This window comes from Stenotrophomonas sp. Y-13 (genome assembly GCF_046267925.1).
In the GTDB taxonomy this organism is placed as follows: domain Bacteria; phylum Pseudomonadota; class Gammaproteobacteria; order Xanthomonadales; family Xanthomonadaceae; genus Stenotrophomonas; species Stenotrophomonas acidaminiphila_A.
On the sequence record NZ_CP176501.1, the window covers coordinates 3511280 to 3531889 of the forward strand.

Sequence of the window (20610 nt, forward strand, 5' to 3'; positions counted from 1 at the left end):
CCGCACGATATGTTTCTTCCCGGCCACGCGGAGGAAACTGCAATCAAGGAATCGAGCGCACCCCATGACAGGAAGCCCCAGCCCCTCTCCCTTCGACATCGCCCGTCGCGACGGCGCCAGCGGCCCGCTCAGTGGCGTGCGCGTGCTCGATCTCAGCGCGTACATCGCCGGCCCCTACGGCTGCACGCTGCTGGCCGACCAGGGCGCGGAAGTGATCAAGGTGGAGCCGCCAACCGGCGACAACCTGCGCAAGTACCCGTCCACGCTGGAAGCGGAAAGCCGCGCCTTCCTGGGCGTCAACCGCTCCAAGCGCGGCGTGGTGCTGGACCTGAAGCAGCCCGACCAGCGCGCGGTGCTGATGCGCCTGGTGCGCGAGGCCGACGTGCTGGTGCACAACTTCCGCCCGGACGTGCCGGCGCGGCTGGGCATCGACTTCGACAGCCTGCAGCGGCTCAACCGGCGTCTGGTGTACTGCGCGGTCACCGGCTACGGCGAGACCGGGCCGCTGCGCGACAAGGCCGGCTACGACCAGGTGCTGCAGACCATGACCGGCATGTGCGCCATGCAGGGCAAGCCCGGCGGTGCCCCGGAGATCCTCTACGGCTCGGTGGTGGACTACTACGCCGCCGCGCTGGTGGCCGCGGGCGTGTCCTCCGCGCTGTACGAGCGTGAACGCAGCGGCGAAGGCCAGTACGTGGGCGTGTCGCTGCTGCGCAGCGCATTGACCATGCAGTCGGCGCGGATGATCTGGGCCGAAGGCGAACCGGAGGCGGTGGGTCGCGACATGCGCTCGGGGGGCGTCACCGGCATCCATCCCACCGCCGACGGCTGGCTCTACATCTCGGCCAACACGCCGCACTTCTGGCAGGCGCTGTGCGAGAAGACCGGGCTGCCGGAACTGGCCACGGACCCGCGCTACGACACCGTGCGCAAGCGCGCCGCGCACTCGGACGAACTGCTGGCGCGGCTGCATGCGGCGCTGGCCGCACGCGGCGCGCTGGAATGGGAAGCGCTGTTCGGCGAGGACGTGCCGTGCGCGGCCGCGCGCAAGGTCGAGGACATGTTCGAGCACCCGCAGGTGCAGGCCGGCGGGATGATCACCACGCTGCCGCACCCGGTGCTGGGCAGCTACCGCGGCATCACCCGCCCCATCGTGTTCGGCCGCACCCCCGGCCCGCAGCCGTTCGCCGCGCCGGTGTTCGACCAGGACACCGCCGCGGTGCTCGCGCGTGTCGCCGACGACGACGCCACGCCCTGACCAGGAACCTGCCATGACCCGATCCAAGCTCGCCCAGCTGCGTGAACTGTCCGTCGTGGTCGCCGATACCGGCGACTACGACGCCATCAAGCGCCTGCGCCCGGTCGACTGCACCACCAACCCGACGCTGGTGCGCAAGGCGCTGGACCTGCCGGTGTATGCCGGGCTGATCGAGCGCGAACTGGAATGGGGCCGCGCCCAGCCCGGCGACCGCGCCGAGGTCGCCAAGGCGGTGGTCGACCGCCTGACCATCGGCGTGGGCGCGATGCTGGCCGCGCTGGTGCCGGGCCGCGTTTCCACCGAGGTCGATGCCGACCAGGCCCACGACACCGACGCGACCATCGCCAAGGCGCGCCGGTTCATCGCCATGTACGCAGCGGCCGGCGTGCCGCGCGACAAGGTGCTGATCAAGATCGCCGCCACCTGGGCCGGGGTGGAAGCCACCCGCGTGCTGCAGGCCGAGGGCATCGACTGCAACCTGACGCTGATCTTCAACCCGACCCAGGCGCTGGCCTGTTCGGAAGCCGGCGCGTTCCTGATCTCGCCGTTCGTGGGCCGCATCCTGGACTGGTACGTGGCTAATGGCCAGGCGCCAGCCAGCATCGACCAGGACCCGGGCGTGCGGTTCGTGCGCGGGGTGTACGCCGAGTTCAAGCGCCGCGGTTCGCCGACGGTGGTGATGGGCGCCTCGTTCCGCTCGACCGCGCAGATCGAGGCGCTGGCCGGCTGCGACCGCCTGACCATCTCGCCGGACCTGCTGGAAAAGCTCGACGCCGACCTGGGCGAGCTGCCGCGCAGGCTGGTGCCGGGCGCCGCCGAGGCGGTGGACGTCGCGCCGATCGACCAGGCGAAGTTCGACGCCGACATGGCCGCCGACCCGATGGCCACCGAGAAGCTGGCCACCGGTATCGATGCTTTCGCCAAGGACCTGCAGGCGCTGCGCGAGCGCATCGCCGCGCGGTTGGGCTGAGGCCGGCATGCGCACGCTGCGCAATCCGTTTCCGCTCCTGATCGCCACCGGCCTGTGCCTGCTGGCGAGCGCCTGCGCCACGCCCGCCGCGCGCCCAGCGGTGCCCGAGATCCGTCCGGGCGTCGCCCGTGGCTATCTGGAGACGGAGCAGCTGCCGGACAGCATCGCCCTGCTGCCGCCGCCACCCGCGCCGGGCTCGGCTGCGTTCGCGCTGGACGAGCAGGTCAACCAGGCCCATACCCTGCGCGGCACGCCACGCTGGCAGCAGGCCATCGCCGACGCCAACCTGCAGTTCCCCGAGGCCGCGTCGATCTCCGCCTGCGCCATCGGCACCCGCATCGACCAAGCCGGCACGCCGCGCCTGTACGGCCTGCTGCGCCGTACCCGCACCGACGCGGCGGTGGTCAGCGACGCCGCCAAGCACCGCTACAACCGCACGCGGCCGTTCATGGTCAACGGCGAGCCTACCTGCACGCCGGACAAGGAGGCCGGGCTGGCGGAGAATGGCTCGTATCCGTCGGGCCACACGTCCATCGGCTGGGCCTGGGCGCTGATCCTGGCCGAGCTGGCGCCGGACCGCAGCGACGCCATCCTCGCCCGTGGCCGCAGCTATGGCGAAAGCCGGCTGGTGTGCAACGTGCACTGGCACAGCGACGTACTCTCGGGGCGGTTCATGGGATCGGCGGTGGTCGCACGCCTGCACGCCGACCCGCGGTTCCGCCGCGACATGGACGCGGCGCGCGTGGAACTGGCCATGGCGCGCCGGCGCGGCACCGCGCCAGTGGCCGGATGCGAGGCCACCGCGGCGGCACTGGCGCAGCCGCTGCCAGCCGCGGCTTACTGATCACTGCAGGTTACGTTACCGGTCGCTCTCTCCCTCCCTCCGGTATCGCCACGACCGTGCCGCCATGGCACGGTCGTTTTTTTTGTCGCCCCCCCCCCCCCGCGCCGATGCCCGCAATCGTTGTGCGGAGTTCCGCATCAGGGCTCCGTGTTTCGTGCTATCGGCGGGCACGCCGCACTCAAGACCATGGCAGAGGCGCCATTGCGTCTTTTTCTGCCGTGGCATGCAACGCATGCGCGGCCGACACATTTCGGGGAGGGGATATGAGGATTTCACTGAAACGCAGCAGCATCGCCTGTGCCGTCACCGCGGCGTTGCTGCCATCGCTGGCGGTCGCGCAGGAAGCAACCGGCAGCACCACCACGTCGCTGGACAAGGTGGAAGTCACGGGTTCGCGCATCAAGCGCACCGAGATCGAGGGCATCGACCCGGTGCTGGTCGTCACCGCGCAGGATCTCGAGCACCAGGGATTCGCCAACGTCTACGACGCGCTGTCGAACCTGTCGATGAACACCGGCATCTTCGTCGGCGAGGAAAGCACCAACAATTTCAACGCCAACGCGCAGGCGCTGAACCTGCGCGGCTTCGGGCCAGGCTACACGCTGGTGCTGCTCAACGGCCGCCGCATCCCGGTGCTGCCCAAGCCGTCGGGGGGCGTGAGCGGCAACGTCACCAACCTGGCGATGATCCCGACCTCGGCGGTGGACCGGGTCGAGATCCTGACCAGCGGCGCGTCGGCCATCTACGGGTCGGACGCGGTGGCCGGCGTGGTCAACGTCATCCTCAAGGACCGGATCGAAGGCACCACCGTGTCCTGGCGGCATGGCGACACCGTGCACGGCGGTGGCCGCTCCGAGCGCGCCACGCTCACCACCGGCTTCGAGTTCGGCGACACCCGCGTCAGCGCCGGGCTGGAATGGGACAAGCGCTGGCCGATCCGCGGCAACCAGCGCAGCTGGTTCGCCTCGCCCGAGCGCTCGCCCGACCCCGCGTACCGTGAGCCGACCCAGGTGATGTCGTTCTGGGACCGCGACACCGGCTGGGACCTGCTGGACATCGGCAACCGCTGCGGCGCGCTGGGCTACGAGGCGGTGCGTCCTGGCTGGGCCGGCGACGGCAGCGAGAAATACTGCGGCGACAACGATTTCGACAGCTACACCGTGCGCAACGGCCGCAGGCGCCTGTTCGGCTTCCTCAACCTCAGCCACCGCCTCGGCGACCACGAGCTGTATGCCACCGCGCTGTCGACCCGCTCGCGCGCCGACGCCGGTTTGTACCGCTATGGCTTCGCGGTGGACTACGAAGTGGTCGAGGACATGCAGGCGCCGGTGCCCGACGCGACGGCGTGGCGGCACGTCTACCGCACCTTCCGCAACTCCGAGTTCAGCGGCAGCAACCAGTCGTTCAAGGAAGACAACGACGTGCTGATCGCCGGCATCCGCGGCACCGTGGGTTCGCTGGACTACAGCCTCAACTACAACTATGGCCGCTACCGTTACCGCGACAGCGTGGACCGCTTCAATGACCAGGCCATGCTTTCGCTGCTGTTCGGGCAGCAGGGCCGCGACTGGTCGTTCCCCTGGGCCGGCAGCCGCTGGGTACGGGTCGGCAAGGACCGGCTCGACGGCAACCTGCTGCCCAACGGCGCGCTGGACTTCTTCGGCACGCTCACCCCGGAACAGTTCCGCGACGCGATGTACACCTCGGTCGGCGATGGCCGCTCCACCTCGCAGGCGTTCACCGCCGACCTGTCCGGCGCGCTGTTCGAACTGCCGGCCGGGCCGCTGGCGTTCGCCGCCGTGGCCGAGGCCAATCGCGACACCTACCGTTTCATCACCGACCAGCCCACCGTCGATGGCGAGATCTACGGCTGGAGCGGCATCCGCGGCCAGGGCAAGCGCAACCACTACGCATTGGGCACCGAGTTCTCGGTGCCGCTGCTGGCCGCCGGCTCCGGTTTCGGCCAGTGGGACGCCAAGCTGGCCGCGCGCTACGACTACTACGACGATGCGTCCGACGTCGGCGGCGCCTTCACCTGGCAGGCGGGCCTGAGCTGGCGGCCGTCGGACTGGCTACTGCTGCGCGCCTCCCGCGCCACCTCGTTCCGCGCCCCGGACATGCACGTGATGTTCGCCGAGCGCAGTTCGTCCTATACCAGCGGCGTGGATTACCTGAGCTGCGTGAAGGGCGAGGGCCTGGCGCGCGGCGCGAGCTGGCAGGGCTGCGGCGAGAAGTACGGCACCGGGTCGATCCGCCAGTACTCCGAAGGCGACCCGGCGCTGCGCGAGGAGAAGGGCTCCAGCGACACCATCGGGCTGGTCGCCCAGCTTGGCAGCAACCATTCCTTCAGCCTGGACTGGTACAGCGTCGAACTGAACGACCAGGTCGGGGTTATCGGTGCCGACGCCGTGCTGCGCTATGCCGCCGAATGCACGCTGGGCTACGACATCCAGGGCCGCGACGTGGATCCCGGCTCGCCCAAATGCCAGACCATGCTGGCGCGCGTGCAGCGCGGTGGCCGCGGCGACGGCGTGCAGTCGGTCATCACCAGCCCGTTCAACACCGGCATGTACCGCCAGGACGGCGTGGACATGACCTGGAATTCGAGCCTGCCGACCGAGCGCTGGGGCCGCTTCTCGGCGCGCATCGGCTATACCCACATCCTCAGGACGCTCAGCCGCTACCTGCCCGAGGACGCAGTCGAGAACATCCGCGACCGACAGTGGAACAACGAATTCCGTACCCGCTCCAACATGACCGTGGGCTGGGACTACGGGCGCGTGTCCAGCTACGTGCACATCAACCGGCTCGGTTCCTCGCCGGTACGCTGGGCCGACGCGTATGAGCGCTTCAAGCCATGGACCACGTTGAACCTGTCGCTGGGCTACCGCGCCACCGAAGCGCTCTCCCTCAACCTGGCCGTGGTCAACGTGCTGGACAAGAAGCCCTGGCGCCATGCGTCGGAGAAATGGTGGCCGTACGCGGACATCAGCAAGTACAACCCGGCCGGCACCGAGTACTTCATGACCATCGAATACCGGCTCTGAACTGCCATCCGGGCATGCCCGGCACCACGGCCACCGTGACACGGCAAGGTCACGGTGGCCGTTGCCGTTCATGCAGGGCCACGGCGCGGCCGTCGGTGCAGATCATCGGGCTGCGCGGTGCCGGCCGGCGCCAGCGCGCGTCGCTGGTCAGGTCCACGCCGGGCCGTCGTTCCCGCCGGACATCGGCATGCGTGCGCCCCGCGCGCCGCAGCGCACCTGCAGCCCGATGCTGTCGCCGCGCATCGCGTTGCGGCCCTGCTCGTGGCACAGCCGCCGCGGGAACGGCCCGCCGCCGGCGCCGCCATGGCCGCATTGCGGCTGCGCATGGCCGACAGGTGGTCCACGTCCTGCCGGCGCCGCAGGTGGTTCAGCGCCACGCCGTCGCGGCTCCAGCGCGCGCCGCGCGGTCAACGCACCAATGCGCCGATGCGCCAATGCGCGCGCCCCTCCCGCGCAGGGAAAGGGATTGCGGGCGCGTGCCGGTGGTGGCGAGTGCCACCGCGGGAAAGCGGAATCGTATTCAGTCGCGGGCGTTCCAGTCCGGCGTCGGCCGCTTCAGCAGGTGGCGCACGAAGAAGTCGAACTTGCGGCGCTGGATGTAGTCGATGGGCTCCTGCGAGCGGCCCACGCCGTGGCCGGTGCCGGGCACGGTGAGCAGGTCGAAGTCCTTGCCGGCACGGATCAGCGCATCGGCCACCTGGTAGGTCGAGGCCGGGTCGACGTTCTCGTCCTGCTCGCCGACGATCAGCAGCAGCTGGCCGCGCAGCCGGTGCGCGTTGTCCACGCCCGAGGCGCGCGCGTAGCTGTCGTCCACCGGCCAGCCCATCCACTGCTCGTTCCAGCTCAGCTTGTCCATGCGGTTGTCATAGCAGCCGTTGTAGGCCACCGCCACGGTGTAGAAGTCCGGGTGGAACTCCAGCGCGTTGAGCGCGTTCTGGCCGCCGGCCGAAGCGCCGTAGATGCCCACGCCGCCGCTGATGTCGTAGGACGGGTCGCGCGCGGCCAGTGCCCGGTGCCAGGCGATGCGGTCGGCGAAACCGGCGTCGCCCAGGTTCTTCCAGGCCACGTCGTGGAAGGCCTTGGAGCGGTTCATCGTGCCCATGCCGTCGATCTGCACGACGATGAAGCCCAGGTCGGCCAGCGCCTGCGCGCCGATCAGGCGCTCGTTGCTGGACTGGTTGTCGAACGGCCAGAACTTCTTCTGCACGTGCGAATCGTGCGGGCCGGCGTAGATGCTCTCGATCACCGGATAGCGGCGCGACGGGTCGTAGTGCGTGGGCCGCACGACCAGTCCCCAGATCGGCGTCCGCCCGTCGCGTCCCGGCGCGCTGAAGGTTTCCGGCGGTCTGTAGCCGGCGGCGAACAGCGCGCCGGCGTCGCCGCGTTCGAGCGTGTCCAGCAGGCGCCCGTCATGCGCATCACGCAACTCGGTGACGTTGGGCCGGTCCAGCCGCGAGTACGTATCGACGTAGTGGTTCATGTCCGGCGACAGGCTCAGTTCGTGCCAGCCATCGCCCGGGGTCATGTGGCGCAGGTTGCCGCCGTCGAAGTCGACGCGGTAGAAGTGCTGCAGGTAGGGGTCGCCCGGCTCGCGGCCGTTGCCGGCGAACCAGATCTGGCCGCGCTGCTCGTCCACCTTGACGATCTGCCGCACCACCCACGGGCCGCGGGTGAGCTGGCGCAGGCGGCCGCTGCGGCCGTCGATCATGTACAGGTGGTTCCAGCCGTCGCGCTCGGACATCCACACGATGCGCTCGCCGCGCCCACCCACGTCGTGGAAATCGGCACGGTGCCACCAGCTGTTGACGAAAGTGTCGCTGCGTTCTTCCACCACGCTGCGCGCGGCGCCGGTATGCGCGTCCACCTCGATCAGGCGCACGCGCTGGAAGCCGCGCTCGGTGTAGCGGAACGCCAGCGTGCGGCCATCGGCGCGGAACTGCGGCGCGCTGATCTCGTAGGGGTTGGGAAACACCGTGGTCGGCACATCGATGCGGCGGCCGCTGGCGACCTCGAAGATCACCGGGCGGTCGCTGTCCACCGCATCGCCTGGCTTGGGGTACAGCTGGGTGCGCACGCGCGGCTGCACCTGGTGGCGCGGCGCGGTTTCCACCCGCGTCACCCGGCGCGCGTCGCCGGGCCTTACCCGCAGCACCATGAAGCGGCTGGAGTCGGGCGACCAGGTGATGCTCTCCGGGTCGTAGAAATCGTTGTCGGCGCCGTCGCGCGCCAGCACCTTGCTGCTGCCATCGGCCAGCGTGCGCAGCAGCACGCTGCCGTCGCGCACGAAGGCCTCCATGCGCCCGTCGGGCGAGCGCCGCGGCGTAGCGTCGGCCGCCATCGAAAGATCGCGTACCACGCCCCAGGCGCGCGGCCGCGGCGCCGGGCCCGGTTCGCTCCAGCGCGCGCAGCGGTATTCGCCGCCCAGTTCGCAGCGCACCCAGCCGTCGTCCATCCAGGCGCGCAGCGCCTGGCCGTCCTTGTCCATCTCGTAGTCGGCGAACGGCAGGCGCCGGCCGTCCACCGCGCGGCCGAGCAGCGGCGCCAGCGCGGTGGCCAGCCGTGCCTGATCGAACGCGGCCTGTGCCTGCGCCTGCCCCAGCCGGCGCACCACGAATTCAAAACCGTCCGGCGTGGTGCGCCGGTAGCGGTAGCGCTCGCCGTCGATCCAGGTGGCCGGGCCGGCCAGGCCGGTGGTCAGGTACATCCACTGCTCGCGCAGCTGCAGCGAACGCCGGTAGGCGGCCTCATCCGGCGCGTCGGGCGGAGAGGCCTGCGCCGAGGGCGGCATGGCGGCGCAGGACAGTGCCAGCAGGCAGGCGAAGGCGTGGCGGCGAAGATCTGCGAAATGAAGCATGCGTCGTTTCCCTTGGTGTGCTGCGCTGTCCTTGTCGGGGGAAGGCGCCCTGCCCCGCTACGCGCCCCGCGGCGCGCACCCCCCGCGATTCGCATTGGGGAAGCGGCGCTCCCACCTGGCGTCAATCGGCGAACGGCTGGTCGATGGCCACCGACGGCGGCGTGAACCACTGCGCGCCGTCGGCGGTGACATGGAAGTGGTCTTCCAGGCGCACGCCGAACCGGCCCGGCACCACGATCATCGGTTCGTTGCTGCAGCACATGCCCGGTGCCAGCGGCAGGCGATTGCCGCGCACCAGGTACGGCGCCTCGTGTATCGCCAGCCCGCAGCCGTGGCCGGTGCGGTGCGGCAGGCCGGGCAGGCGGTAGTCCGGCCCGAGCCCGGCCGCTTCCAGCACGTCGCGCGCGGCCTGGTCCACCGCCTCGCAGGTCACGCCGGGACGCACCGCGTCGAACGCGGCCTGCTGCGCGGCGCGCTCCAGGTCCCAGATGCGCCGTTGCTCGGCATCGGCCTGGCCGAAGATCCAGGTGCGGGTGACGTCGGAGTTATAGCCCTGCACGCTGCAGCCGGTGTCGATCAGCACCAGTTCGCCGCGGCGCAGGTGCTGCACGCCGGGAATGCCGTGCGGGAAGGCGGTGGCATGGCCGAACTGCACGATGCAGAAGGTCGAGCCGCCATCGGCGCCGAGCGCGCGATGGGCCTCGTCGATGAAGCGCACCAGTTCGTCGGTGCCGATGCCCTCGCGGGCGATGCCGGCGGCCAGCCGCTGCACCTGCAGGGTCATGTCGCAGGCCTGCTGCATCAGCGCCAGTTCGGCCGGGGACTTGCACATGCGGCAGCCGTCGATGATCGCCGCGGCCGAGGTGATGGCAGCCGCGCCGAGATGCGCGGCCAGGCCCACCTGCACGCGGTACGGCGCTTCCGGGTCCAGTGCCAGCGTGCGCGCGCCGCGCTCGGCCATGGCCTGCGCCACCCATGCATGCGGGTCCTCGTGTTCTTCCCACAGGCGCTTGCCGGCGTGGATGCGCAGCACCGCGTCCAGCGAGCCTTCCTCGAACACCGGGCAGACCATCAATGGCTCGCCTTGCAGGGTAAGCAGCATCGCCACCAGCCGCTCGCTGCCGCCCCACGGCACGCCGGCGAACCAGCGCAGCGAGGTGCCGGCGGTGACCAGCAGCGCGTCCACGCCCTGCGCGCGCATCAGCCCGCGCGCGCGTTCCAGCCGCTGCGCGTGCTCGGCGTCGCTGATGGGCGCGGCGCGGTGCGGCCACGGCGCCAGCTGCGCGCGCGCCTGTTCCAGGGTGAGGTGTCCGATCTGCGTGGTCATGGCGTGGCTCCGATATCCGTGGTGGTGCAGTGCTGGTCGATCCAGCGCGGCAGGCCACCCGGGTTGCGGTCGCGCAGTTCGGGCGGCAGCAGCGCATCGGGCACATTGTCGTATGCCTGCAGCGCGGTGAAACGCAGGATCGCCGCCGGCAGGCCGACCGCGGTGAAGCCGGGCTGGGTCGAAGCCGGGAACGGACCGCCGTGCTGCTGCGCCGGGCTGACCCGCACGCCGGTGGGCATGCGGTCGGCGATCAGCCGGCCCACGCGCGGCCGCAGCGTGGCGGCGAGCGGCTGCCACGCGGCATCGTCGCGGCCATCGGTGGCGCGGTACAGCGTGGCGGTGAGCTGGCCCTCCAGGGTCGCGGCGATGGCCTGCATCTGCGCGGCACCGGCCACGCGCACCAGCAGGCTGCACGGCCCGAAGGCCTCGGACTGGAAGCGCCGCGGATCGGCGAGGAACTGCTCCGCGCGTACCATCAACAGCGTGGGTGCATGGCGGAATCCGGCATCGCCCGCCTCGCCACCGCACAGCAGCCGCGCGCCCGCGTCGCGCAGCACGGCGATCGCCTGCCGCAGCGAGGCCAGCACGCCGTGCGACAGCAGCAGCAGCGGTGCGGTCGCGGCGAAGCGCGCCTGCACGTCGGCGACGAAGGCATCGCCGGCCGCGCCTTCCGGCACGATCACCAGCCCCGGGTTGGTACAGAACTGGCCGCTGCCAAGCAGGCACGAGCTACTGAACTCCTCGGCCAGTGCCGGCCCGCGCTCGGCCAGCGCACCAGGCAGCAGGAACACCGGATTGAGGCTGGACAACTCGCCGAAGAAAGGAATGCCGGCGGCGTCGGCGGCCTGCTTGAGGGCCAGGCCCGCCGTGCGGCTGCCGGTGAAGGCGACCGCGCCCAGCCGCGCGTCGCCGGCCAGCGCCAGGCCCAGCGCCGGCTCGACGTCGTACAGCAGCTGCACCGTGGCCGGCGGCAGGCCGGCGGCCTCGGCGGCGCGCTGCGCGTGGCCGGCCAGGCACTGGCTGGTGGCCGGATGCGCGGGATGCGCCTTGGCGATCACCGGATTGCGCGCGGCGATGGCGGCGGCGAAGTCGCCGCCGGACACGGCATTGAAGGCGAACGGAAAGTTGTTCGGCCCGAACACCAGCACCGGCTTGCCCAGTGGCGCGTGGTGCGCGCGCAGGCCGGCGGCGGTGTCGATCACCGGCTGCGTCCAGCTGCGGCCGCGGGCGGCGGCGGCGGCCTGGCGCAACTGGTCGCAGGTGCGCGGCAGTTCGTTGCCGCGCAGCCGCGGCACGGCCGGCAGCCCGGTTTCCGCCTGCGCCAGCTGCACCAGCCTGTCGGCGTCGGCCTCCAACGCAGCGGCGTAGGCGTCGAGAAAGGCGGCGATGCGTTCCGGGTCGGTGGCGGCCAGCACCGGCGCGGCGGCGCTGGCCGCGGCCAGCGCCTGTTCCACGTCGGCCGCGCCGCTGCGCGGGAATGCCGGCCCGATGGCCTGTCCGCTGGCCGGATCGAACGCGTGGAAGCTGCCGGTGCAGTCCCCCGCGCTCCGCCAGCGGCCGCTGATGAACACGGGCGCGAGCGTCTCCACCTCAGCGCTTCCGGGTGGCGATGGCGTGGTCGATCAGCGCCAACGCCTGTTCGCGCTCCACGCCCTCCACCACCAGCCGCGGTCCGCGCACGCGCTCGCTGCCCAGGCCGACGCGGGCCTGCATCAGCTTGATCAACTGCACGAACTTGGGAACCGTATCCATGCGCAGCAGCGGCAGCGACCATTCGTACAGCTCGCGTGCGGCCGCGTAGCCGCCGCTGCGTGCCTGCTCGAACAGCTGTACCGCTTCTTCCGGGAAGGCGTTGACAGTGCCGGCGATCCAGCCTTCGGCACCCATCGCGATGCCTTCGACGATCAGGTCGTCGACGCCGACCAGCAGCACCAGGCGGTCGCCGATCAGCTCGCGGATCGCGGCCAGGCGGCGCACGTCGCCGGAGGATTCCTTGACCGCCTGCACGTGCGGGAACTCGGCGGCGAACTGCGCGATCTGCGCCGGGCTGAAGTCGGTGCGGTAGGCGATGGGGTTGTTGTACAACAGCACCGGCAGATCGGTGGCGGCGAGGATGGTGCGGATGTAGGTACCCATCTCGTGCGCGTCGCTGGAGTACACGTAGGGCGGCAGCACCATCACGCCGCCGGCGCCGGCGGCCTTGACCGCCTGCACCAGCGCCACGCCCTCGTCGGTGGACAGCGCGGCGATGCCGGCCACCACCGGCACGCGCCCTTCCACGGCCGCGACCAGGGTGCGCACGATGGCGATCTTCTCCTCGAAGCTGAGCGTGGCGCTCTCGCCCAGCGAGCCCAGCGGCACGATGCCGCTGCAGCCGGCGGCGAGCATGCGTTTGGCGTGCTCGGCCAGGAAAGCGTGGTCGACCGCGCCGCTGGCGGTGAAGGGCGTGGTGATGGCCGGCAGCACGCCGCGCCAGAAACCTGCATTGCTCATCTTTCTTTACCTTGTTCGGGTTCGTCGGAAGGAACATCGGCCAGTGCGGCCAGCGCGACCGGAGTCAGCGGCGGCCGCACGGCAGTGGGGGAGAACGAGGGCGAGGCCAGCCGCAGTTCGCGCAGCGCGGCACCGCAGACGCGGCCCTGGCAGGCGCCCATGCCGCAACGCGTGACCAGCCGCAGCTGGCGCGGATCGGCATGCGCGGCCACCGCGGACATCGATACGTCCTCGCAGCGGCAGGCCAGCGTGTCCGGCGTCGCCAGCGCGCGGGCGCGCGCATCGGGCGCGAAATGTTCGTGCAGCAGGGTTGCATAGGCACGCTCGCGGTCGCGGCGCGCACGCAGGGCTTCGCCGCCACGCTCGTCACCGAGCGCGAAGCAGGCCGCCATCGCGCCTTCGATGCGCGCGCAGTCGCGTCCGCCGACGCCCAGGGCCTCGCCGGCGGCGTGGATGTCGGCCTGGCTGCTGCGCAGGCACGCATCGACGCGCACGGCCGGATGCACGGCCGCGCTGTCCAGCGCGCAGCCCAGCAGCCGTGCCAGTTCGACGTTCGGCACCAGCCCCCAGCCGACCGCCAGCTGTTCGCATTCGATCCATTCGCGGCCGTGGCCGCGGTCCACCTCGACCGCACGCAGCCGGTCATCGCCCTGCGCGGCCAGCACCGTGCTGCCGGCGTGCCACGGCACGCCGGCCAGGCGCGCGCGCAGCTCCACCGCCTGCACCAGCCGCGCCGGCCAGCGCCACAGCCGCCGCGCGAACGCATACAGCGTGCTCCTGCGCGCCTGTTCGTGAATGCCGAGCACGCGCGCGCCATGGCGGCGTAGCGTCACTGCGGCCGCCAGCAGCAGCGGGCCGGTACCGGCCACTACCACGCGCTTGCCGGCCAGCGGCCAGCCCTGCTTGGCCAGCGCCTGCAGGCCGCCGGCACCGGTCACGCCGGGCAGCGTCCAGCCGGGGAACGGCAGCATCAGTTCGCGCGCGCCGGTGGCGATCACCAGCTTGCGCCAGTGCAACACCACCGCACCGTCGGCATGGTCGGCGACCACGGCATGGTCGTCGGCCAGGACCACTTCATGCCCGGGCAGCCATTCGATGCCGGCAGCGCCGAGACGCTCGATCTGCGCGCGCGCCACCGCCGGCGCGCCGAAGCGCAGGTCGTGCCGCCAGACCTGGCCGCCGGCGCGCGGCTGCGCGTCCACCAGCCCGACCTTCGCCCCGCGCCGGGCGGCGGCATGCGCGGCGGCCAGGCCGGCCGGCCCCGCGCCCACCACCAGCAGGTCGAAACGCCGCTGCTTCATGACTGCGTCTCCACGCGCATGCCCGCGCGCGCCAGCACCATGCAGGCGCGCAGCTGGGCCACGCCGTCGATGCGGACCCGGCATTCGAAACACACGCCCATGCCGCACAGCGGCGCGCGCGGCTGGCCACTGGGCGAACGGCGGAAGATCGGCCCGCGATGCGCGACCGCGGCGGCCACGCTGGCGCCATCGGGCACTTCCACCGGCACGCCATCGACGCTCAGGATGATGCTGTTCATGTGTTGCCCCGCAGCGCGCGTTCCGGCAGGTACGGCGCCAGCGCCAGGGCCGGCGCGCGCCCGAGCAGGGCGTCGACCACCAGCCGCGCGCTGCCCGGCGCCGCGGTGATGCCCAGGCCCTCATGGCCCGCGGCCACCCACACGTCGCGGCGGCCCGGCACCGGGCCAAGATACGGCAGGCCATCAGCGGTGGCCGGGCGGAAGCCGCACCAGCTGCGCAGCGCGCGCACCTCGCGCAGCGCCGGCACGAAGCCGATGGCCCGCTGCAGCATGCGCCGCAGCAGCGGCAGCGAGATCTCCGTGCCGGTGGCGTCGTACTCGCGCGAGGAACCGATCAGCAGCTGGCCGTTGGGCCGCGGCTGCACGTTGAACGACACGCTGGCCGCGTCCGCAGCATGCGCGGCGGCGGCGTAGCCCATTTCGATCAGCTGGTGGCGCAGCAGCGGCCGATGGCGCTCGGTGATCACCAGCTGGCCCTTGCGCGGGCGCATCGGCAGTTCCGGCAGCAGTTCCGGCACGGCCACGCCGGTGGCCACCAGCACCGGCCCCCGCAGCTCGCGGCCGTCGGCCAGGCGCACGCCGCCGTCGACCAGGCGTTCGGCGCGCGCGCCGATGAACAGCTGCGCACCACCCACGCGTGCCGCGTCGATCAGGCGCCAGGCCACGCGCGGCGGGTACACCACCGCGTCGTCAGGCACGCACATGCCGCCCTTCATGCCGCTGGCGAGCGCGGGTTCCAACGCCTGCACCCCGCGTGCGTCGAGCGCCTCCGCATGTACCCCCACAGCCGCCAACGCTTCCACGCGCGCGGCGACGCCTTGCAGTTCCGCTTCCTCGCGCGCCACCCACAGCGTGCCGCAGCGCTGGTGTTCGCTCTCCGGCCACGGTGCCCAGCGCTGCCACAGCTGCAGCGAGTACACGCACAGCGCCAGTTCGTGCGGGTCGCCATCCATCGCCACCAGGTGGCCCATCGCGGCGGCACTGGCGCCGCCGCCGATGGCGCCGCGTTCGACCACCGCCACGCGCAGCCCCGCGGCGACCGCGGCTTCGGCGCAGGCGGCACCGACGATGCCGGCGCCGATGACGATCAGATCGTGGCGGCTGATTCCGCTCACGGCGCCTGGCTGCCGATGCCCCAGGCGAACGGATCGGCATCATCGATCAGCAGGGTCGCGCGGGCGGTGATCCAGGCCTGGCCGATGATCCGCGGCAGGATGCCGCGCGCGCCCCGCCGGTACGACGCCTCGAACGCGCTGCCGAGGATGCCCTGCTGCACCCAGCTCGCGCCTTCGGCCAGCTTGCCGTCGGCGGCCAGGCAGGCCAGCTTGGCGCTGGTGCCGGTGCCGCAGGGCGAACGGTCGTAGGCCAGGCCCGGGCACAGCACGAAGTTGCGCGCGGCGCCGCTGCCGTCGGGCGCGGCCGCATTGACCTCGACATGGTCGATGGCGCCATCGGCGCCGGTGATGCCGTCGCGCTCCAGCGCCAGGCGGATCGCTTCGGTATAGGCGGACAGCTCGCGCTGGTTGGCCAGGGTCAGCACGCACGGCGCCTGCGTGGTGATGAAGAACCAGTTGCCGCCCCAGGCCACGTCGCCGCGCACCACGCCGTGGCCGGGCACGTCCACCGCCACATCGTGCAGGTGGCGCCAGCTCTCCACGTTGTCCACCGCCACGCGGCCATCGTCGAACAGTTCCACGCCGACCATGCCCACCGGTGTCTCGATGCGGTGCCGTCCGGGCTGGATACGGCCCAGCTCGGCCAGGGTGCGCACCACGCCGATGGTGCCGTGGCCGCACATGCCCAGGCAGCCGACGTTGTTGAAGAAGATCACCGCGGTGCACGCCGACGGATCTTCCGGTGGCAGCAGCAGCGCGCCCACCATGGTGTCCGAGCCGCGCGGCTCGCAGGCCAGCGCCGCGCGCCAATGGTCGAATTCCCTGGCCAGGCGCTCGCGGCGCTGGCGCAGGCTGCCGCCGCCAAGGTCGGGAAAGCCGCCGAGCACGACCCGGGTGGGCTCGCCGGCGGTATGCGAATCGATGATGTCTATCCGGTGCATGCGGACATGCTCCCACCGCGGCCGCAGGGCCGAATAGCAGTGCATTCGGCACCCTCATGCGGAATTCGGCACAACCCCATGAACGCCGCGCCACGGCGTGGAAGCATGCGCTAGCATCGGCCGCACGCCACGCCGACGACCGCCAACGCGAAGACGACGCCCATGGACGCCCAGCATTCCTCAAGCGAAGTACAGCACCTGTTCGATGCGCTGCCGGATACCGTGTTCTTCGTGAAGGACCGCGAGGGGCGCTACACGCACTGCAACCTCACCCTGGTGCAGCGGCTGGGCCGCAGGAAGCGCGGCGAGGTCATCGGCCGCTCGCCGCTGGAAGTGTTCCCAGCGCCGCTGGGCAACCGCTACCTGCTGCAGGACCGGCAGGTGCTGGCCGGCGATCCCATCGCCGACCGCCTGGAAGTGCACCTGTATCCGAACCGCCGCCCCGGCTGGTGCCTGACCGTCAAGCGGCCCCTGTTCCGCGATGGCGTGATCTGCGGGCTGATGGGCGTTTCCCGCGATCTCGGCCGGCCCAACAGCCGCCACTCGGCCTTCGCCCAGCTCGACCGGGTGGTGGCGCACATGCAGGAACATTTCGAATCCAACCTGCGCGCGCCGCAGCTGGCGGAGCTGGCCGGCATGTCGCTGGCACAGCTGGAACGGCATTTCCGCCACGTGTTCCAGCTCACCCCGCAGCAGTACCTGATCAAGCTGCGCATCGAGATGGCCATGCGCCTGCTGCGCGAGCCCGGCAGCATCGCCGGCATCGGCCAGCGCTGCGGCTTCAGCGACCAGAGCGCGTTCGCGCGCCAGTTCAAGGCCACCGTCGGCATGACGCCCAGCGAGTACCGCAACCTGGAGGACGTGTTCGACGGCGGCGAGGCGGCTGACGCGGTCGAGCCGCTGCGCCGGCGCGGCTAGCGCGGACCGCCGCTCAGGGCACGAACAGGAAGTAGTCGTGCGCGGCGCGCGCCAGCTGCGCGATGGCGGCGTCGCGGGCTTCGGTGGAGGCGCGCGATCGGATGAACACCGCGGCCACCACCTGGCCGCGGCCGTTCGGCAGCTCGATCACGCCGACGTCGTTGATCACATCGCCGACGGTGCCGGTCTTGTGCGCCACCGGCGTGCCGCTGGGCAGCATGCCGCGCAGGCGCGCGCTGCCGGTGCGGGTGTCGAGCATGATCTGCTGCAGCACCCGGGTCGATTGCGGCGACAGGATCTCGCCCTTCCAGGTGCGCTGCAGCAGCTGCGCCATGGCGCGGGCACTGCTGGTGTCGCGCGGGTCGGCGTTCCAGGCGTCCATGTTGGTTCGCCGCTGCGCCTCGCTGCGTTCGCTGCGCGACAGCTCGCCATAGGCGGCCGGGCCCAGCGGCTGCGCGTGCGAGGCGGCGTCGCCGTAGTAGTTGGCCAGCAGTTCCCAGATGTAGCGGTCCACGCGCAGGCCCTCGACACCCAGCGCGCGCATGCGCTGCTGCACTGCCTCGGGGCCGCCGCCGGTGCGGACCAGGATGTCGGTGGCGTTGTTGTCGCTGACCGTGATCATCATGTGCAGCAGGTCGCGGATGGTGATGGCCGAACCGGCGCTGAGATGGGTGTCCATCGGCCCGCCCATGTCGGGGTAGATGTCGTCAGGGCCCAGCAGTACCTGCTGCTGCAGGCCCAGCTTGCCCTCGTCGACCAGCTTGAGGATGTGCACGGCCACCGGCACCTTCATGGTGCTGGCCATCGGCAGCGGCTGGTCGGCGTTGAGATAGACCGCGCGACCGCTTTGCAGATGCACCAGCGCCACGCCGACGTCGCCCGGCAGCTGCGCCGCCAGGCGCTCGGCCTCGGCCTGCAGCGCGAGCGGCTGCGGCGGCGCCTGCCGTGCCATGGCTACCGTCGGCAGGGCGCACAGGCTGCCCAGCAGCAGGGCAGAGGCCAGCAGGGACGCCTGCAGGCGCGGGTGCGGGGAACGACGGACGCGGACGGTCATGGAAGATCCTCTGGCATGGAACGGATGCGGGAGTGCGACCGGCATGGTAACGGCACGGCCGATCCAGGGGGCACCCCCGCAAACGACGAAGGCCGCCCGTCGCGGGCGGCCTTCGTCGTGGCTGCTGCCAGGCCGCGATCAGTGATCGGCGGCCCGGCTGGCGCCCACGCCGGTCTCGGCACGCACCTGCTGCGCCGGGTATGCGGCGCGTTCGGCCTTGGCCCGCGCGCTGTTGTCCAGCACCGAGAACAGCCAGATGCCGACGAAGGCGATGGTCATCGAGAACAGCGCCGGGCTGGTGTACGGGAACGGCGCGCTGCCGGCCGGGTTGCCCAGCGTGTCGACCCACACCGACGGCGACAGCAGGGTCAGCAGCAGCGACGAGGCCAGCCCGAGGAAGCCACCGATCACCGCACCGCGGGTGGTGCAGTCCTTCCACAGCAGCGACAGGATCAGCACCGGGAAGTTGGCCGAGGCGGCGATGGCGAACGCCAGCGACACCATGAAGGCCACGTTCTGCTTCTCGAAGGCGATGCCCAGCAGTACCGCGACCACGCCCAGCACCAGGGTGGTGGCGCGCGACACGCGCAGTTCGGTGCCGGCCGGCGGCCTGCCCTTCATGATCACCGTGGCGTACAGGTCGTGCGACACCGCCGAGGCACCGGACAGCGTCAGCCCGGCCACCACCGCCAGGATGGTGGCGAACGCGACGGCCGAGATGAAGCCCATGAACAGGTTGCCGCCCACCGCCTTGCCGACCAGCACCGCGGCCATGTTCGGCCCGCCCTGGATGGTGCCGGTGACCGGGTCGGCGTAGGCCGGGTTGGTCAGCACCAGGGCGATGGCGCCGAAGCCGATGATGAAGATCAGGATGTAGAAGTAGCCGATCCAGGTGGTGGCCCAGAACACCGACTTGCGCGCCTGCTTGGCGTCGGGAACGGTGAAGAAGCGCATCAGGATGTGCGGCAGGCCGGCGGTGCCGAACATCAGCGCCATGCCGAAGGAGATTGCCGAGATCGGATCCTTGACGAACCCGCCCGGGCCCATGATCGACAGGCCGGCCGCGGCGGCCTCTTCCGCGCTCTTGCCGCCATTGGCGGCGATCTGGGTCTTGACCTGCACCGCGGTGGCGAACAGCTTCTCGAAGCTGAAGCCGAACTGCCACATCACCATCAGCGCCATGAAGGTCACCCCGGACAGCAGCAGGCAGGCCTTGATGATCTGCACCCAGGTGGTGGCGGTCATGCCGCCGAACAGCACGTAGACCATCATCAGCACGCCCACCAGCACGACCGCGATCCAGTAGTCCAGGCCGAACAGCAGCTTGATCAGCGCGCCGGCGCCGACCATCTGCGCGATCAGGTAGAACAGCACCACCACCAGCGTGCCGGAGGCGGCGAACAGCCGGATCGGCTTCTGCGCGAAGCGGTAGCCGGCGACGTCGGCGAAGGTGAAGCGGCCGAGGTTGCGCAGCCGTTCGGCCATCAGGAAGGTCAGGATCGGCCAGCCGACCAGGAAGCCGATGGCGTAGATCAGGCCGTCGTAGCCGTTGGCCATCACCGCCGCGGTGATGCCCAGGAACGAAGCCGCCGACATGTAGTCGCCGGCGATCGCCAGGCCGTTCTGGAAGCCGGTGATGCCGCCGCCGGCGGTGTAGAAATCGGACGCTGAGCGGGTGCGCGCGGCGGCCCACTTGGTGATGCCCAGGGTCGCCAGCACGAACGCGGCGAACATCACGATCGCCGTCCAGTTGGTGGGCTGGCGCACGGTCTGGCCGATGTCGCCACCGGCCGCCAGGGCCGCGCCACTGGCGGCCAGCAGGGCGATGAGCGCGGCCGGGCGCAGGAACGGACGGGTCATTGCGCGTCCTCCACGATCTGCTGGGTCAACTGGTCGAACTCCTTGTTGGCGCGGCGTACGTAGAAGCCGGTGATGAGGATGGTGAACACCATCAGCCCCAGCGCGATCGGGATGCCGATGGTGGTGATGCGGCCCGCGCCCAGCGGGGTGGCGAGGAACGCCTTGTCGAAGGCGATCAGGCCGATGTAGCCGTAGTAGGCCAGCAGCATCAGCACGGTGAGGATCCAGCCCAGGCGGTTGCGCGATTGTCGCAGCCGCCGGTAGGCCGGGTGGGAGGCGATCCGCTCAACACGGGGATCGACGGAAGCATTCATCGGGATTCTCCAGATTTCGGGAATACGGGCCCCGGCGTGCGCTGCGCGCCGGTGCGGGCATGAGTGCTCCCCGTG

General features: G+C 71.2%; 16 protein-coding genes. 5 read left to right on the forward strand and 11 right to left on the reverse strand.

What is annotated here, in order from left to right:
• The first annotated feature begins 64 nt into the window (after positions 1–64).
• The 4 genes from ACJ7VY_RS15930 (at position 65) to ACJ7VY_RS15945 (ending at position 6119) form a co-directional block, all read left to right on the forward strand.
• Positions 65–1258 carry a CaiB/BaiF CoA transferase family protein gene (locus ACJ7VY_RS15930; protein ID WP_409476037.1) on the forward strand — a complete coding sequence of 398 codons (1194 nt, stop codon included), beginning with the start codon at positions 65–67 and terminating at the stop codon, positions 1256–1258.
• A 13-nt stretch (positions 1259–1271) separates the two neighbouring features.
• Entirely contained in the window at positions 1272–2228 is a 957-nt protein-coding gene (locus ACJ7VY_RS15935) for a transaldolase (RefSeq protein ID WP_409476038.1), read from the forward strand.
• 7 nt (positions 2229–2235) lie between these two features.
• On the forward strand, positions 2236–3072 hold the full coding sequence (locus tag ACJ7VY_RS15940) for an acid phosphatase (RefSeq protein WP_409476039.1): 837 nt from the start codon (positions 2236–2238) through the stop codon (positions 3070–3072).
• Between the two features lie 263 nt (positions 3073–3335).
• Positions 3336–6119 (forward strand): TonB-dependent receptor domain-containing protein, encoded by a 2784-nt coding sequence (locus tag ACJ7VY_RS15945; RefSeq protein WP_409476040.1) that lies wholly within the window; start codon positions 3336–3338, stop codon positions 6117–6119.
• Between the two features lie 520 nt (positions 6120–6639).
• Here ACJ7VY_RS15945 and ACJ7VY_RS15950 read toward each other — a convergent pair.
• From ACJ7VY_RS15950 to ACJ7VY_RS15985, 8 genes are all read right to left on the reverse strand, one after another.
• A complete protein-coding gene (locus ACJ7VY_RS15950) occupies positions 6640–8907 on the reverse strand; it encodes a DPP IV N-terminal domain-containing protein (protein WP_409476831.1) in 2268 nt (755 codons plus the stop codon).
• Between the two features lie 187 nt (positions 8908–9094).
• Entirely contained in the window at positions 9095–10300 is a 1206-nt protein-coding gene (locus ACJ7VY_RS15955; protein ID WP_409476041.1) for a M24 family metallopeptidase, read from the reverse strand.
• The gene (locus ACJ7VY_RS15960) at positions 10297–11889 is read right to left on the reverse strand and encodes an aldehyde dehydrogenase family protein (RefSeq protein WP_409476042.1); all 1593 of its coding nucleotides are present in this window, start codon (positions 11887–11889) and stop codon (positions 10297–10299) included. The genes ACJ7VY_RS15955 and ACJ7VY_RS15960 overlap by 4 nt, the downstream gene beginning before the upstream one ends.
• A 1-nt stretch (position 11890) precedes the next feature.
• On the reverse strand, positions 11891–12793 hold the full coding sequence (locus ACJ7VY_RS15965) for a dihydrodipicolinate synthase family protein (protein WP_409476043.1): 903 nt from the start codon (positions 12791–12793) through the stop codon (positions 11891–11893).
• On the reverse strand, positions 12790–14094 hold the full coding sequence (locus ACJ7VY_RS15970) for an FAD-dependent oxidoreductase (protein ID WP_409476044.1): 1305 nt from the start codon (positions 14092–14094) through the stop codon (positions 12790–12792). The genes ACJ7VY_RS15965 and ACJ7VY_RS15970 overlap by 4 nt, the downstream gene beginning before the upstream one ends.
• A complete protein-coding gene (locus tag ACJ7VY_RS15975; protein WP_293758963.1) occupies positions 14091–14333 on the reverse strand; it encodes a (2Fe-2S)-binding protein in 243 nt (80 codons plus the stop codon). Before ACJ7VY_RS15975 ends, ACJ7VY_RS15970 begins: the two co-directional genes overlap by 4 nt.
• Complete coding sequence (locus ACJ7VY_RS15980) at positions 14330–15472, reverse strand: NAD(P)/FAD-dependent oxidoreductase (RefSeq protein WP_409476832.1); 1143 nt, start codon at positions 15470–15472, stop codon at positions 14330–14332. Before ACJ7VY_RS15980 ends, ACJ7VY_RS15975 begins: the two co-directional genes overlap by 4 nt.
• Positions 15445–16389, reverse strand: coding sequence for a proline racemase family protein (locus ACJ7VY_RS15985; RefSeq protein WP_409476045.1), 945 nt, complete (start codon positions 16387–16389; stop codon positions 15445–15447). Before ACJ7VY_RS15985 ends, ACJ7VY_RS15980 begins: the two co-directional genes overlap by 28 nt.
• Before the next feature lie 162 nt (positions 16390–16551).
• Between ACJ7VY_RS15985 and ACJ7VY_RS15990 the strand changes: the two genes are divergently transcribed.
• The gene (locus ACJ7VY_RS15990) at positions 16552–17307 is read left to right on the forward strand and encodes an AraC family transcriptional regulator (protein WP_104939958.1); all 756 of its coding nucleotides are present in this window, start codon (positions 16552–16554) and stop codon (positions 17305–17307) included.
• A gap of 13 nt (positions 17308–17320) precedes the next feature.
• Here the strand turns inward: ACJ7VY_RS15990 and bla are convergent, their stop codons facing one another.
• The 3 genes from bla to ACJ7VY_RS16005 all read right to left on the reverse strand — a co-directional run bounded on the left by bla (position 17321) and on the right by ACJ7VY_RS16005 (position 20535).
• On the reverse strand, positions 17321–18361 hold the full coding sequence (bla, locus tag ACJ7VY_RS15995) for a class A beta-lactamase (RefSeq protein WP_312344917.1): 1041 nt from the start codon (positions 18359–18361) through the stop codon (positions 17321–17323).
• 138 nt (positions 18362–18499) lie between these two features.
• Positions 18500–20221 carry a cation acetate symporter gene (locus ACJ7VY_RS16000; protein WP_313255917.1) on the reverse strand — a complete coding sequence of 574 codons (1722 nt, stop codon included), beginning with the start codon at positions 20219–20221 and terminating at the stop codon, positions 18500–18502.
• Positions 20218–20535 (reverse strand): DUF485 domain-containing protein, encoded by a 318-nt coding sequence (locus tag ACJ7VY_RS16005; RefSeq protein ID WP_104939961.1) that lies wholly within the window; start codon positions 20533–20535, stop codon positions 20218–20220. The genes ACJ7VY_RS16000 and ACJ7VY_RS16005 overlap by 4 nt, the downstream gene beginning before the upstream one ends.
• Positions 20536–20610 lie beyond the last annotated feature (75 nt).